Source organism: Clostridium felsineum DSM 794 (assembly GCF_002006355.2).
Taxonomy (GTDB): Bacteria; Bacillota; Clostridia; order Clostridiales; family Clostridiaceae; genus Clostridium_S; species Clostridium_S felsineum.
On sequence record NZ_CP096981.1, the window covers coordinates 19,169 to 35,307 of the forward strand.

The 16,139-nt window shown below is 33.4% G+C and carries 13 protein-coding genes; 5 read left to right on the forward strand and 8 right to left on the reverse strand.

The genetic code is table 11. The annotated features are described in order from the left end of the window. Positions 1-414 precede the first annotated feature (414 nt). The gene (locus tag CLFE_RS22680) at positions 415-3,348 is read left to right on the forward strand and encodes a beta-galactosidase (protein ID WP_077893186.1); all 2,934 of its coding nucleotides are present in this window, start codon (positions 415-417) and stop codon (positions 3,346-3,348) included. A gap of 77 nt (positions 3,349-3,425) precedes the next feature. On the opposite strand, the gene CLFE_RS22685 is transcribed toward CLFE_RS22680, so the two are convergent. The 3 genes from CLFE_RS22685 to CLFE_RS22695 form a co-directional block, all read right to left on the reverse strand. Further along, positions 3,426-4,613, reverse strand: a complete 1,188-nt coding sequence (locus CLFE_RS22685) for a sialidase family protein (protein ID WP_077893185.1) — start codon at positions 4,611-4,613, stop codon at positions 3,426-3,428. A gap of 12 nt (positions 4,614-4,625) precedes the next feature. Then, the gene (locus CLFE_RS22690) at positions 4,626-6,962 is read right to left on the reverse strand and encodes a fibronectin type III domain-containing protein (protein WP_077893184.1); all 2,337 of its coding nucleotides are present in this window, start codon (positions 6,960-6,962) and stop codon (positions 4,626-4,628) included. A gap of 287 nt (positions 6,963-7,249) precedes the next feature. After that, positions 7,250-8,524 carry an Nramp family divalent metal transporter gene (locus CLFE_RS22695; protein WP_077893183.1) on the reverse strand — a complete coding sequence of 425 codons (1,275 nt, stop codon included), beginning with the start codon at positions 8,522-8,524 and terminating at the stop codon, positions 7,250-7,252. A gap of 299 nt (positions 8,525-8,823) precedes the next feature. Between CLFE_RS22695 and CLFE_RS22700 the strand changes: the two genes are divergently transcribed. The 4 genes from CLFE_RS22700 to CLFE_RS22715 all read left to right on the forward strand — a co-directional run bounded on the left by CLFE_RS22700 (position 8,824) and on the right by CLFE_RS22715 (position 11,058). Further along, positions 8,824-9,777, forward strand: coding sequence for a WXG100 family type VII secretion target (locus CLFE_RS22700; RefSeq protein WP_077893182.1), 954 nt, complete (start codon positions 8,824-8,826; stop codon positions 9,775-9,777). A gap of 11 nt (positions 9,778-9,788) precedes the next feature. After that, positions 9,789-10,112, forward strand: a complete 324-nt coding sequence (locus CLFE_RS22705) for a hypothetical protein (RefSeq protein WP_077893181.1) — start codon at positions 9,789-9,791, stop codon at positions 10,110-10,112. Between the two features lie 13 nt (positions 10,113-10,125). Further along, on the forward strand, positions 10,126-10,386 hold the full coding sequence (locus CLFE_RS22710; protein WP_077834391.1) for a DUF4176 domain-containing protein: 261 nt from the start codon (positions 10,126-10,128) through the stop codon (positions 10,384-10,386). A 201-nt stretch (positions 10,387-10,587) separates the two neighbouring features. Next, the gene (locus CLFE_RS22715) at positions 10,588-11,058 is read left to right on the forward strand and encodes a GNAT family N-acetyltransferase (protein ID WP_077893180.1); all 471 of its coding nucleotides are present in this window, start codon (positions 10,588-10,590) and stop codon (positions 11,056-11,058) included. On the opposite strand, the gene CLFE_RS22720 is transcribed toward CLFE_RS22715, so the two are convergent. The 5 genes from CLFE_RS22720 to CLFE_RS22740 all read right to left on the reverse strand — a co-directional run bounded on the left by CLFE_RS22720 (position 11,047) and on the right by CLFE_RS22740 (position 16,024). Further along, a complete protein-coding gene (locus CLFE_RS22720) occupies positions 11,047-12,153 on the reverse strand; it encodes a GerAB/ArcD/ProY family transporter (RefSeq protein ID WP_077893179.1) in 1,107 nt (368 codons plus the stop codon). The genes CLFE_RS22715 and CLFE_RS22720 overlap by 12 nt on opposite strands. 22 nt (positions 12,154-12,175) lie before the next feature. After that, positions 12,176-12,394: a hypothetical protein gene (locus tag CLFE_RS22725; RefSeq protein WP_077893178.1), complete on the reverse strand. Its 219-nt coding sequence runs from the start codon at positions 12,392-12,394 to the stop codon at positions 12,176-12,178. A gap of 21 nt (positions 12,395-12,415) precedes the next feature. Beyond that, complete coding sequence (locus tag CLFE_RS22730; RefSeq protein ID WP_077893177.1) at positions 12,416-13,561, reverse strand: Ger(x)C family spore germination protein; 1,146 nt, start codon at positions 13,559-13,561, stop codon at positions 12,416-12,418. A 20-nt stretch (positions 13,562-13,581) separates the two neighbouring features. After that, complete coding sequence (locus tag CLFE_RS22735; protein ID WP_077893176.1) at positions 13,582-15,132, reverse strand: spore germination protein; 1,551 nt, start codon at positions 15,130-15,132, stop codon at positions 13,582-13,584. A 328-nt stretch (positions 15,133-15,460) separates the two neighbouring features. Then, a complete protein-coding gene (locus CLFE_RS22740) occupies positions 15,461-16,024 on the reverse strand; it encodes a TetR/AcrR family transcriptional regulator (RefSeq protein WP_077893175.1) in 564 nt (187 codons plus the stop codon). Positions 16,025-16,139: the final 115 nt, after the last annotated feature.

Below are 16,139 nucleotides of genomic sequence, written 5' to 3' on the forward strand. Positions count from 1 at the left end.
CTGCACTTTCTGCTATATATTTTTAAATAAGCTAGGTTCTCGAGTTATAGATATACAAAGTTTTATTTATATCTATAAAACTATTTGTAGGTTAATCAACAATAGCTAGTAATTTAATATCAAGTAAATATGGCAAGAAAGTTCCTTTTGTTGAGGTTTCAGCTACAAATGGATATTTCCATAGATAATAAACTTATACCGATAGTAAACGATTTCTTTTCATATTTCAATATGTAGGAATTTGTAGGGTTATATGATTTATTTATATCAAAAATTCGCCAAATTTCATGATAATACAAGATATGGGTCTAGAATTCGTTACCATTTATAGCTTGGGTATTTTAATTATGGGTAAATATGCTATAATATGAATGTAAAGCATTACATACTAAAATATACATAAGGGGGATAATTATGAGAAAGGATACTAAAAAGATAGTTGCCTATGCTTTGAGCCTTGGTCTTTCTACATCTGTGGTAGCAGTACCTTCTCCAGCACATGCTGCGGATACAAAGCTGCCAACAGCCTTAAGTAATAATGGTTCATTTAGATTACCAGCTCAGCAAGGAATAACCGGAACACATAACGTTTCTTTTGACCACTATTCGCTTATGATTGATGGTAAAAGAACCTTTCTTTATTCTGGTGAATTCGATTATTGGAGACTTCCTAGTCAATCAGGTTGGATGGATGTACTTCAAAAAATGAAGGCAGCAGGTTTTAATGCTGTTACCATCTATTTTAACTGGGATTTTCATTCACCAGCCAAAGGAAAGTATGATTTTACTGGAATTCGTGATGTTGATAAGCTTCTTACAATGGCACAAAAGGTTGGGTTATATGTGGTGGCAAGACCAGGTCCATATATAAATGCGGAAACTGATGGTGGAGGATATCCAGGTTGGTTAACTACTCAGGCGGGACGTGCACGTACAGCAGCACCAGACTATACTGAAGCTTATAGAGAATGGATGAGTAATATAGATCCAATTATTGCAAAGCATCAGATTACAAAGGGTGGAAATGTAATATTATATCAAGTAGAAAATGAATACAGTGCTAAGGATGCAGTGTATATGCAGCAAATTCAAGATAAAGCACATGCTGATGGAATAAATGTTCCAACCTTCCACAATGACAAAAGTGGTCCTAAGGGAAATTGGGCAAGTGGAGCTGGAGCTCCTGATATGTATGCCTTCGACAGTTATCCAGGCTTAGCAGGGCTTCCAAGTTATTATGGAAATCCACGTCAATTTGCACCAAAGAGTCCAGTATTTTTGGCGGAATTAGGTGGTGGCTGGTTTGATCCTTGGGGAGGAAAGAGCTATAGTACACTTTCAAATACGTATAATGCAAGCTATGAAAACGTTTTATACAATCATGTAGTATCTGAAGGTGCCACTATGATGAGTATATATATGACTTACGGAGGAACAAACTGGGGTTATTTACCTTTCCCGGGTGTATATTCTTCTTATGATTACACCTCCGCAATAAGTGAAAGCCGTCAGCTTGGAGAAAAATACAACGAAGAAAAATTATTGGCAACTATGTATAGAACCTTGTCGCCACTTACAAAAACAGAAACTTTAGCACCAGCTGCGGCACCAAGTAATCAAAATTTACTACTTAATGCAATGCAAAATCCAGACACGGGAACTCAATTTTATGTGCTTCGTCACAGTAAGGGAAATTCTAGTGAGGACGACACTACAACTATGAAAATTCAAAGTGCAGATGGAACTTATACCCTTCCTCAAGAACCTGGTACGTCTATTGATATTAATGGACAAGAATCAAAATTTATGGTAGCTAATTACCAGTTTGGGTCCCAGCACTTAGTGTATTCAACTTCAAATTTGTATACACATTTAACACAGGGAAACCGTGATACTGCAGTATTCTATGGAGGTGCAGGAACTGATGGTGAAACCACTCTCCGTTATAAAACCGAACCAAAGGTTACTGTTTTGTCAGGAGATGTAAAGTCAAAATATGATCCGGCAACTGGTGATTTACGCTTGAATTACAAACATGATGAAAATATTTCACGTGTTTTAATAAAGGATGGCAATAAAGAATTAATGCTTATTTTAACAAGTAATAAAACTGCTGAAACTTTCTGGCTTCAAGACACTAAAGAAGGTAAGGTTTTAGTAAAAGGACCTTATTTATTGAGATCTGCTTCAGTACGTAATAAGAGCCTTTTAGAGCTTCAAGGAGATGTGGATAAAGAAACCACTGTTGAGGTTCTAAGTCCAGTAAATAGAATTAGCTGGAATGGCGAAGAAGTTAAGGCAGAAAAAACACCATATGGAACTTATACCTTTTCTCTTGGAAGTCCACAGGAGGTTACAGTTCCACAGCTTACAAATTGGAAATACTCTAATGAAAATGAAGAAACTCAGCAAAATTTTGATGATTCTTCCTTTGTAAATGCAGATAAGACAACTACTAATAATCCTACAAAGCCTTTGACAAAAACGGTTTTATATGAGGATGATTATGGTTTCCATCATGGAATGGTTTGGATGCGTGGACACTTTAAAGCAAGTGGAAAGGAGACAGGAATTACACTTGACGGTGAAGGTGGAGCAAATGGTGCTTACGGCGTATGGCTCAATGGCTCTTATTTAGGTTCTTCCTTAAGTGGAGCTAAAACTTTTAATTTTCCTGAAGGTAGTTTAAAGAAGGATGAAGATAATGTTATAGCTGTACTAGTCCAAAACATGGGACATGATGAAGATGGCGGCTGTAAGGATTCACAGAAAAATCCTCGTGGACTTGTTAATGCAGCTTTAGTAGGAGATTCTACAGAATTAACTTGGAAAATGCAAGGTAATAAAGGTGGAGAAAATTTAATTGATCCTGTTAGAGGTGTAATGAACGCAGGAGGCTTATACGGTGAAAATAATGGTTTTGCTCTTCCAAACTATCCAGATAATACTTGGAAAACTATAAGTGCTTCAGGAAATAAGGATGCACTTAATGCAGGTGTTTATTGGTACAGAACCTCATTTAAAATAAATTTCCCTAAAATGAGTGATGTTCCAATGGGACTTTCTATTAATGATGATAAAACTAAGAATTATCGTGCATATATTTATATTAATGGATGGCTTGTAGGTCAATACATCAATAATTTAGGACCTCAAACTGTATTCTCACTTCCAAGCGGAGTGTTAGATCCAGACGGCAAAAATACAGTTGCCATTGCAGTTTGGTCACTTGATGGTTCATCAATAGATACTAGCAAAATAACCTTACAAAAACTAGGTAACTATGCAGGTGGAGTACCAGTTAAAATGAATAAAAGTCCAAATTATCACGATATTTTTAATAGGTAGTAAAAAACCCCGCAAGTTGAAATAACTTGCGGGGGTTTCTTTATAGTTTTTTATATAGTTGTGTGCGCAATTTAATATTATTTATGACCATTCAAAGACAAGCTAGAAAGAGGTATTCTAGTAAACTGCACATCTTCTTTATTAGTAGAATATGATACATATAAATATCCATTGTAAACCATAGATTTAGGATAGCTGTAGCCTAAAGTCTTATATTTGCCTGTATACTGTTGAGGCTGTAAATCAGTGCCCCCTTGTCTTAAAACATAAGCCTTATTAAAATTTTTGCCATCCTTGCTTAAGGTTATAGCTAAAGGTATACGAATTTTGCTATTTACTGGATTTCCAACCATGTAAGCTGTGCCATCAGGAAGATTTCCTGCACTTTGTTTTGCACGTGAATCAGGCATGTCTGTTACTACTGGTGTGGACCAGGTTTTACCGTTATCTAGGCTAACAGAAGCTAAACGGCGGTAAGTTCCAGCTTGATCACGAAAAACCATAACCACAGCTCCATCTTTTCTTACAAATAGGCTTGGTTCTAGCTCTCTTGAAGAAGCACCGGTGTAAGGCAAATTTGTAAACTTAGCTCGAGTCCAACCTCTGATTCCAGAAGCATCATCAGTGTATATAGGTGCTGCTATTAAGCCTGGCTTAAAATGAGCAGCGTTTATTATACGACCATTTTTTAGCACATGAGGATCTTGCTCTAAAATACCCTGCATATGACTTCCATCAGCCATTTTAACTGGTTTTAATTTTGACCAGTTTATGCCATCTGTACTAGAAGCGTAGTAGCTAAAGCCGCCTTTTGGAGAAACATTAGAAGGCCAAACATTCACATAAGCTATTAATTTATTCTTGTGTACTAAAAAGCCTCCTGTGGTGCAGTAGCTGTTACTAGTAGGTGAGGCTAATTTTATAGGGGAAGACCAATTAATACCATCCTTACTACGGCTGTAGACTACAGAGGTATCAGGTGCATCTTCATCCTTCTCTGAGCTTTGCCACTGGCAATAAAGGTAACCTTTGAAAGCTGTCATAACTACACAATTGCTGTATTTATTAGTAGAAGCTGAAGGATGAAAAACAGTTACAGTTTCTGCTCCTTTAGCTGTATTTAAGCCTAAATTATCTGGTTTTGTTTGGTCAAATAGACCTGGTTTAACTGAAAAAGGTGCATCTTGAGCCTTTGTATTTATAGAAAAAGTGCTGAAAGCAACAGCAAAGCTCATAATAAGTATTGCTAAAGTTTTTTTACGCATTTAAAAACCCTCCTATTTATATCTAACATTATCGCCAGCTAGTTCGTCTAGATACATTTCAAGATTTGTGTAACCATCCTTTGAAAGATTAAGTCCATTTGCATCTGATGGATCATTTGGATTTAGGCCATGTTTAATTTCCCACTGATCGCTGATACCATCATGATCAGAATCAATTGGAGCAGTTCCTCCTTGAAGTTTAGGGTATCCACCAACATCATCTTGAGAATCTATAATTCCTTTTAGATGGTCAACACTGCCGGTATAGGTGTAGGTACCAGTTTTAACCTCTTTAATATATCTTGTATCAAGGTAATCACGTTTAGGTTTTGTAGCACCTGCATTTTTTAACACATTTTCGTAAGCCTGATCAGCAGTTTCAGTTTTAACATAGGATGGGAAAAAAGGAACATTACTTCTAACCTTATCTATAGTTTCAAATTTAGATCCAGCCTTTTTCCAATTATCACTGCCTGGATTTAGTACCGTTGAGCCAGTATTTGAAACCATTTTGTTTCCTGAAAGATAAGCCATCTGCATGTCGCCTGTATGAAGCTCATCACCATCAATGGAGAAGAAATTCATATTATTGCTTACAGGACCAGCCTTGTAGTAATTGCCTACAAAGTTAACTCTACGAACACCGCCATCAGTAGTACGATCTTTGTAGTTGTAAACAACGTTATTAGTTATATCTAAATAGCCCGCATAGTGGCGTCCATCCTGCTCTAAGCCACCAGCTAGAGACCAGTTTCTTCCTGTGCAATTTGTGAGTAAATTATGATGGAAGCTTCCTATATTTCCACCAATAGAGCCTGCAAAGGAATGACGCTGACTTCCTGTGTGATCCTTTGTTTTATCGTTATAATGCATTGAGGCGTTTAAAGCTTCTGCGATAATGTTGTTTTGGAAGGTTATGTTATGTGCTCCCCTAGAACTTGTCCCTTCATCTATAGACCAAGATATAGAACAGTGATCTATAATACTATTATTTGAGCTTGCCATGCCCATTCCATCCATGGCTTCACCACAGGCATCACCAACTCTAAGTCTTACATCTCTTATTATTACATCATTAGCGGAAGCTAGTCCAAAAGCATATTGAGTTAAGGTAATACCATCACCAGGAGCTGTTTGTCCTGCAACGTAAACATCTCCCCCATCAAAAGGTACAGCAAGTCTGCTCTTTAAAGTAATAACTCCACCTACTCTAAAAACTATTACCCTAGGTCCCTTTTGATTTTCTATAGCATCACGAAGACTTCCAGGGCCAGCGTCATTTAAGTTTGTAACTTCAATAACCCTGCCTCCACGGCCCCCTCTAGCATAGCGTCCATAACCCTCAGCTGTTGGAAAGGCTAAATGAGCTACTCTAAAGGAATGAACTTCTCCTTTTGTTACTTTACCATCCTTATCTCTTTCATCTACACGCCAATAGTAGGTATTCATAGGAGAAAGATTTTTTATAGGGTAGGTTGTAGTGTTTCTAGTTCCTTTAAAGGCTTGAGAACGTTTACTTGCAGCGCTTACTGAATCAAAATCAGTGCCTAAATATATATCATGACTAACAGCACCCTCACCTGCTGTCCAAGATAATTCATTTTTATCTAAATGGTCGTCCCCATTTTTAGGATTCGGCTTTGATATACTTTTAAAAGGATTTACTCCATCGATTTCAAAAGCATTTAATACTGCATTATTATATGTACCATTGCCTTCAGGCTTTATTAATACAGTAACAGTTTGTCCTTCTATTGCATTAAAAGATATGTAAGCTCTACCAGCATTATCATCATCTGTAACTCTAGTAGGTCCACCTATGCCAGTTGCTTTTACTTCACCACCATTAACTGAAAGGGACATGGTGCTGCCTTTTACATCATCATAAAAACTGTGCCAGGTGGTAAGTGTATGTGTACCACTGGATAAGCCTGATATTTCTAATTTTATTGTACCATCACTAGCAGCATTGTTAACGGTTACACCATCTAGAGTAAGGGTTGGACTATTTAAAGAAGATTGAACAAGACCTTTACACCAACCAGATTTTATACCATCTCCAGTAGTTCCCCCATCACTTAATTTAAAGGTAACACCATTATAGGTTTGAGACGCAGAAGTTCCGCTAGTAACTACCCAATTGTTCCAGCCATTAGTAAACATATCGCTTCTGCCATTAGTGAAAGGAGCAATATCAACCTTGATGTTTTTGTTACCTATAGCAGTTTTAGTAGCTGTTATATTAGGAATGTTTTTGCATCTGGCATAGGTTTTAGCACTGAACATAGAAGCCGAAGTAGTTACAAGTGCTAAAACTAAAATACTACTTAATACTTTTTTCTTTTCCATAAGAAATCCCCCTTGGATATATGTATTAGTTTTTAAACAAGATAAACAAGTGCTTTGAAATCGTTTTCTAAAATAATTTCAATAAACCAAATAATTCATTGTTAACGTAAACAATTATAGCATTTAAATGGATATTTTTACAATTTTTAAATTCATCTAAAATAACGGATAAGAGTAAAATAAAGACTAAATACTTCTTTTTACCACAAAATTTGTAAGAAACTTGGTTGTTTTTGTAGATTTCTTAGTAAACAAAAAAATCAGAGTTTGTAAAACTCTAATTTTTATTAAGACTTACCTGTAAAGGTTAAATAAAGCAGAACTATATTTAATGATATTATTGCTCCAGCTATTATAAAGCCTAATATTTTAGTTAAAGACTTATTTGCTAAAATTCCCATTAAATCCTTTCGATTGGAGATTAAGAGCATTTGTATTATAGGAAAAGGAAGAATGAAGCTTAAGGCTACTTGACTTAAAACCAGTACCTTCATTGGACTAAAGCCTAGTACTATTATGATCATAGCTGGAAGCATAGTTATAATTCTTCTCAAATTTATAGGAATACTTAAATTAATAAAGCCCTTCATAATAGTTTGACCTGCCATTGTTCCTACAGCTGAAGAAGACAAACCAGAAGCTAAAAGAGCTATTCCAAAAGAACCACAAGATAAACTTCCCAGTAAAGGTTGAAGCGATTTATGAGCGTCTTCTATACTGTTTATTTTTATTCCATGTTTAAAGAACACAGCAGCAGATACTATAACCATAGCAGCATTAACTATAAAAGCAATATTCATAGCTATACATATGTCCATTTTTTCCATTTTCAAATGATGTAACTTTTCCTCATTAGATGATCCTAATCGCCTATGTTGAACTAACTGAGAATGAAGATAGATTACATGGGGCATGACCGTAGCACCAAGCATACCAACAGCAATTAAAAGAGCGTCTCCGTTGGAAATCATAGGAATTAAGGTATGGTAGCCTACATCACTCCAATTAGGTCCTGAGAGAAACAATTCTATAGTATAGGCTACACATATAATAGCTATTAGCAGTGCTATTATAATTTCAACTACCTTTTGACCATACTTTTCCATATATACTATTATAAAAGTTAAAACGCCTGTAAGTAGTCCAGCGTATACCATAGGAATTTTAAATAGCAAATGTAGTCCTAAGCTCCCACCAATAAATTCAGCAAGATCTGTCGCCATGGCACCTAATTCTGCTATAACCCAAAACAATATATTTAAACGATGCGGAAAAACTTTTGCACACATTTCGGGAAGATTATGACCAGTTGCGATGCCTATTTTAGCGGAAAGAGTTTGAAGAAATATTGCCATTATATTACTCCAAAGAATAACCCATATAAGTTCATAATTAAAGCTAGAACCACCACTGATGTTAGTTGCAAAATTCCCAGGATCAATATAAGCAACACTAACCACAAAGGCAGGGCCTAAAAATCTTAATAAACCTTTAAAATTTTTTATTAAAGTTAAGTTTTTATGTTTCATATCATAGGTTTTATCAATACTTAATTTATCCATATATATATTACCTTCTTTACCCACGTTTAAAAAAGTTAGACGAGACTAAATTTTTATGTCTACAATAAATTATGAAGATTTATGGTAAAGTGTTACATAATAAAGTTTCTAAAAATTAGAAAAGTCAAGAAGAGTTGTTTAACTTATCTTTTTTAAAAATACAAAACCATATAAGCATATATTTCTACACAAAAGGTTGTTTTTTGACATAAATGCGATTTTGTGAAATAATATTATCTGAATTTTATTAAACATACTAAAAAATATAGAATATACATAATTAATATTGAGGTGAAAAAATGGCAGATAAAATTAAACTAACTGTATCCGAAATAAATAAAATGTCGAATTTATTTCTACAGGATTCTCATGAGTTAAACTCAATATTGAAAGAGTTAACAAGCCAAAAGAATATTTTGCGTAATGGGTGGTTAGGTGAATCTTCAAAGGCTTTTTTAGATTCATATGAAGAGCTTACAAAGCAAGTTGAAAAATTTGTCACAGTAATAGAAAAAAAGGGAACACAACTTATCAATGTAGGGAAAGCAATGCAACAAGCAGATAGTAGCGTTGGTGCTCAAATTTCAGGGACAAGCTCCACCCCAAAAACTACGGAACATAAACAAGGCTTCATTGAAAAAGCTAAAGCGGCTATATCGCCAGGTGGTAAATATTATCATGCAGCTAAAATAGGAAGTTCTGTTTTGAAAATTGTAGGAGGCGTAACCTTAATGGCAACTAGCGGAGTAGAAGAGTTCTTTACAGGAGGAACTGCAACACCAATTGCAGCAGTACAAGCTGCTTATGGACTTAATTCTACAGCTAATGGCATTAGAGATTTATACGATTGTTATAAGGGGGACTACGACGAAGTTGGCAAAAAGAATTTTATGAAGGATGGTGTATCGGGTTCACTGGGGTTCGTTACTGATAAAGCATTACACGATAAACAAATTGGAGAATCAGTAGGTGATGTTCTTTATGATGTGGGTGACATTGCTTCTAATGGCAGGGGACTTACGGAATTAGCTGGAATAGCAGCAGCTCCTAAGTACGTAAAAATAGGAAAATTACCTTGTGAGATTGGAAAGTTTAGAAATAAGATTAAATATGCATATGTAGATTATATTGTAGCAGGACCAAGTTTAGGTGAAAGACTTAATAGCGGTAGAAAGGTCGTATCAAAAGTTAAAGGCATTATTTCAGATGTAGTTGATATGAAGAATAGTGCATTGCAACCTTCGCATAATTAATAGGAGAGTGTATGAAAAAATTAACCAGAGAGCAAAATAAAAGATTTAATAGGATTTCTGTCATAGCATGTACCATAATTTCATTTATGACAGTATTTTTAACCATTTTAATACAGGGAAAAAATTATGATGCTGGAATAGGCATTGCCATTTTAGGCTTTTTTATAATATGGATATGTCTTTATATTAGCTTAGGAATAGCTTCATATACAATAATTGAGCTTTTTAATGGATTTAAGGAAGAAAGCTTAAAAAGAAAAATAATAACAATAGCAATATTTCTTTTCATAATAGTAGGATTAATAGTAAAGATAACACAAGATATAAAAAAATAGGAGATGATAGTACATGAAAATACTTCCCATTGGATCTGTTGTATTGTTAAAAGGAGCAAATAAAAAACTTATGATATATGGGTTAAAACAAGAAGATATAGAAGCCAAGGTAACGTACGATTATGTAGGCTGTTTATTTCCAGAGGGAAATATAGATGCGAATAGCAATTATCTTTTTAATGGAGTGGATATAGAAAAAGTTTATTTTGTGGGTTATATGGACGAAGAACAAGAAAAGTTTTTAGAAAGTATACCAAGTCAACTTTTTAGATAGTTTTCAGGTTGAAATATTTATAACTTCATATTTTAAAGAGAAGGTAGATAGATTTGTTAAAAAGTCCATCTACCTTCGTTTAATTATACGGATAAAGATATCATTTATAAGCATTTAGTTCCAGTAGGGACATGAAAAAGCTATTATATGGACCTTTTACAGTAGGATAAATTTTAGTATAAGTATAATTGGGGTGATTTAATGAGTATTGAACTTATAAAATATGATGAAAAGTATATGTGTTTAATAGAAAAATGGGAAAAACGTAGAGAGTTATTTAAGTATCTTTCCCACACTAGACCTAAGTTTTTACTTACTGGCAATGAAAAGGAAGAAAAAAGTACCTTGTTTTTTATGATAAAGGTAGATGAAAAAATTATAGGAGCAGTATGGCTTGAAGATATAACAAAAGTTGAAGCAAAGCTAAGTATATATATTGCAGAGATCAGTAAGAGAGGTAAAGGAATAGGCGAAACGATTATAAAAAAGTTAATCAAGCTAGTTTTTAATGATTTAAAGTTGAAAAAATTATATTTACATGCTAGAGAGACAAATACAAGGGCAATAAAACTATACGAAAAATGTGGCTTTAGGATAACCTATAAGTATCCAAGTAGGCACTTTTCTGATGGTTCCTATCAAGGAATTTATGAGATGTGCTTAAATTTCTGATGTTCTGGTGCCTCTTTTTTTTAGTACAAGTGCCATTACAAATAAAAATAGTTCTAACCCTGTTTCTACAAATATGCCTATAAAGGGATACACATAAATTATAAAGTTAAAAACCTCTGTATTATTATCAAAAGAAATTATACCAAGGATAGCGGCTATTAAGCTTAGAGGATAAACAAGGGGTTTATAGTCGGACATGCCAATTATTTGACTGATTTCTAGGCTAGAGGCCCAAATTAAACTGACACCTGTCATTAAAGCAGCACTTATAGCAATAACAAACCAAATAACTTCTATACGATCAATAGAATTACCAAATGAGATCATTCTAGCTAGATTTACGCCAGGGTTTACCATGTTACTGGTGTTTTGAACTCCAAAAATACAAGTGGAAAAAATAACAAGTAGAGATATTACAGAGGCACCAATTGATACGGCAATAAATTTTGCAAGAAATCCATTTCTTATGCGATTGCATACAGGAATATACATACCCATCATGATACAAATACCTATGAAGGTTAATATAAATATTCCTCCTGAAAAAATAGTGTAAATACTCTCATTAAATATTGGTCTTATTCTATCTAACTTCACTTCAGGAGAAACAAATATAAATAAGGCAATGAAACTTATAAGATATATTGGACCTAATATTTCCGATACCCTTCCAACAGTTTCTACACCCTTCTTAGCTCCATATGCAATGAAAATGTAGCTAGAAGCAAATATTATAGCTGTAGGCGTTTTAGTTAGAATTGTATTACTAATCAATATGCTTACTGACCTTGTTAAAAGTGAAGCTACCATTAAAAAGAATAATGGAAACATTAAACCCAGTATTTTTCCCACATACTTTCCTAATATACTAATGCTATATTGAACGAAATTTTCACCAGGGAATCTTACCCCCATATAGGCATAAACAATAGCTAAAAGTACATCTAAACACCATGCTAAAATCACAGCTATCCAGGCATCTCTTTTAGCATGAAATATTAAAAGTCCTGGGATTTGTAAAGTTGTGAAAGAGGTAATTATACTAAAAAGCATCCAAACAAATTGATTTGTACTTATAAGTTCTTTTTTACTCAAAATTTTGCCACCTTTTATAATATTATAGAGATCTGAAAACTAATCTACCAAGTGGATATAATAGATTTCTAATCAGAACCATTGGAGTAACTATATTTAATGATTTGGCTAATACAAGTAGTACAGCAATTATAGATAAAGTTAGTACTGTTATAAACTCTTTTCGTTTTTTAGCCTTTATTAGTGGTATCCCCTCTATAAAAACAATGGCTATTGAGATTATAATAACAGCTATAAGCATTAATAAACTTCCCTTCATAAATTATTTATATAAGCTTTTATAACTTTTTCCTATGTTCTGAATTTTTGAATCAACAGATACATTTATTTTAAGTTTTGGATAGAAACTATACCAATCCTTTTCGATTTTTTCCCATACTCTAGGATAATATTCATTTATATAATTACCGAAATTAAATACATCTGCATTTATGCTTTGCGAGGTTTCAATAGATGAGAGTATTTCATTTTTTATATATGTATTCTCAGCCATTTGAATCTTTTTTATAGTATTTTCATCTATGAAACTAGATTTAGTTGAACTTTCACTTATATTAGATAGTACATCTAAATGTAAATCCATTTGAATTTTATTTTTATTTATTACTGGATGCACCTTCAGTTTAGTTTTTAGTATACTAAGAGAGAGCATCCCACTATTAAAAGGAACGGATATATAACCACCCTTTATGTTGTTGGTTCCTAGAGAAAGCCCTCTGGTTTCTTTAGTATTAAACCAATCAATTAGTTTATAATTTTTAAATATAGCGGCATCTTTTAAGACAAACTTATTAGATTTTCCTTCAGACATCATGCTTATTCCTGATGTATATGCCGCATCTTGGCTGTCATTTAATTGAAACATAAAGTCTTTCATGTTGTTTATTGCCATATATGAGTTTTGATTTCTATTATTTACAATTTCCTCCATAAGCGAACCTGTATCCATGGAAGTTATATCCGTAGTAATAATTTTATCAAGCTCACCACTTTTAGATATTAATAACCAGGTTCTAGGTCTTAATTCTGTAGTCCTTTGATAAAAATCAACTATGTCCGCAATGCCTCTTTTTCTAGCTAGTGTTTCATCTACTATTATTGCTTTTGTATGGGCAAAATATATTTTTTGATACTCACTGGCAGAGATTTTCTGTAGTACATCATATATAGTTGAACCTTCACCACAATATACGTGAAATGGTGGACTTCCATTGGTGGAGGAAGAGCTGTTTCCAGATGATTGATTTTTGGAGATTACCTCCTGAAGTGTTACTTTAATATTATTATTTTGGGTTAATTGAAATCCAATTAGTGTAACCACTCCTAATTTTTCTGTTTCTGTTGAATCCCAGCAGCCTACTAAGGTAAAATTCATAATTATTATTAAGATAAGCAGTGCCTTTTTCATTATTTTTCATTTTACCACCTTTACTCTATGGGCTTTTTATTATGAATAGCTTTGCTGTCGGTATTTTTTGATGGATCATAAGGCATACGCATGAAGACATCCTTTAAGTCGTTGATTTTAAACGGTGCTAGTGGAGATAAATAAGGTATTCCAAAGCTTTTTATAGAACATAAATGCACCAACAAACTTAATAAACCAAGCATTAATCCATAGAATCCTGTAAAGGCAGCTAGAAGCATAAACACAAATCTAAGCACTCTTATGGGAAGTGATATGTTGTATTGAGGAATACTGAAAGTGGCAATACCAGTTAAGGATACTACAATTACCATTAGTGGAGAAACTATAGAGGCCTGAACAGCAGCCTGACCTATAACTAAGGCACCAACGATACTTACCGCCTGACCTACTGGTCTTGGAAGACGTACTCCGGCCTCACGTAAAATTTCAAAGGTAATTTCCATAAGAATTGCTTCTGCAAAATTTGGAAGTGGAACACCGGTTCTAGCTGCAATAATACTAACTAAAAGCTTAGTAGGTATTAGTTCTTGATGAAAATTTACAATGGCTATGTAAAATGCTGGGAGTACAAGTGCTATAATAAGTGCTATGTATCTAAGTATACGAACCAAGCTTGAGAAAACATATCTGTTGTAATAATCTTCAGCAGACTGTAGCATAGAGAAAAATTCTCCGGGTACAATTAAAACAACAGGTGTATTATCAATGATTATAATAAGTCTTCCTTCTAGTAGAGCCGCTGATGCAACATCAGGTCTTTCGGTATTACGCATTTGTGGAAATAAAGTATGATGATTATCATTTATAAATTCCTCTATATAGCTGTCTGAGAGAACGGAATTTGTATCTAATTTTTTTAATTTTGAAATAACTTTTTCTACAAGATCTGAGGAGCACAAACCCTTAATATATCCTACACATACTTTAGTTCCAGTTATTTTGCCAATTTTCATAGAATTAAAAGTTAAATTAGCACTGTGAATTCTTCGCCTTATAAGTGCTATGTTCACATTCAATACTTCATTAAAGGCATCTCTAGGACCTCTTACTACAGTTTCAACTTCAGCTTCAGATAAAGGTCTATAGTTATGACCATTTACATTTAACACATATATTTTATTTACACCATCTAATAAAAGTAAAGCACTACCATTTGACAAGCTTTCAATTAAGTCTTTTATATTATCACTAAATTTCATTTCTGCACGTGAAATTAAACATCCGAGGTTAATTGCTTTTGCTATTTTAGTGCCGCTATCTAAGTTTGAGGTGTAAACATAATTGAGTAATGGTTTTAAAATATTTGAATCTATATCACTATTGTTTGTAATGCTGTCAAAATAAATAATAGCTGAAGAAATAGTATTACTCGTTCCTAGTAGAAATTTCCTGATAACAAAGTCATCACTATCACCTATAATTTTTTTGAATATATCTATATTTTTATCCATTGAGGAAGATAGCTTTATATTTAATAAATCCTCATCTGAATAACCTTCGCTTAATGTACAGGTACTTGCTTTATCGGATTTCTTTTTTCCTAAAAACATAAGATCACTCCACTTAAATCTTTCAATTAAAAGTATTATTGCCAGCAATGTTTTTTTATATACTAACTATATATAACGCACTAAAATTCTTACATTGTGCATTATAAAATATTCCTGCTAGAGAGGTTCGACTCAAGAATCTTTTATAAGTCAGAATGTAATAGAATTTATGTGTTATATAATATAACGCACTAAAATTCTTACATTGTGTATTATAAAATATTCCTGCTAGAAAGGTTCGACCCAAGAATCTTTTATAAGTCAGAATGTAGTAGAATTTATGTGTTATATCATGGAAGATATTTTTATAGTAAGAGAGATAGATAAATTAACAATTAGGATAGTTAAAAATTGAAACAATATCCTTTGTGATTTTGAACATTTCCTCTGGTGATTTTATAGTACTAGCATTTAACCACTGTACAAGAATACGCATACAACCACCGGTACTAAAGATTAAAGCATACTTAATACTTTCCTTTGAAAAAGACATATATTTACCCTTTAATTCGTTAAAGGTTGACGGCAAAAGTTCATCAACCTGTGAAAGAAAGAGTGGAAGCAAGTTATGACGATTAACTATTTTTAAAAAGTCTAAGTTACCACTCATTACACTAAAAAATATTTTTGCAATATTAGGTAAACTTAAATCTGTTTGAAGGCAGACTTTGGCTTCATATTCTGACCAAATCCTGTGAAAGTAATCCTCCAAAATCTCCTCCTTTGAAAGATAGTTACGATAAAAGGTTCTTCTAGAAAGACCAGCGTTATCCGTAATTTCTTGTATGGTGATTTCATTGTAGTCTTCAGTTTCCATCAATTTTAAAAGTGCTTTTTCCATACATATTTTTGATCTGTTTGATACAGCATTTCCTTTATTTTTTGTACGCATAAAATGTATCTCCTTTATAGTCACATTTTCTTTAATTTGTAGCTTTTGGGCTGAAATCATTGACTGAGCTTATTTTTTAATTATAATAGAAATTACTAAGAGACACAAATGTGTC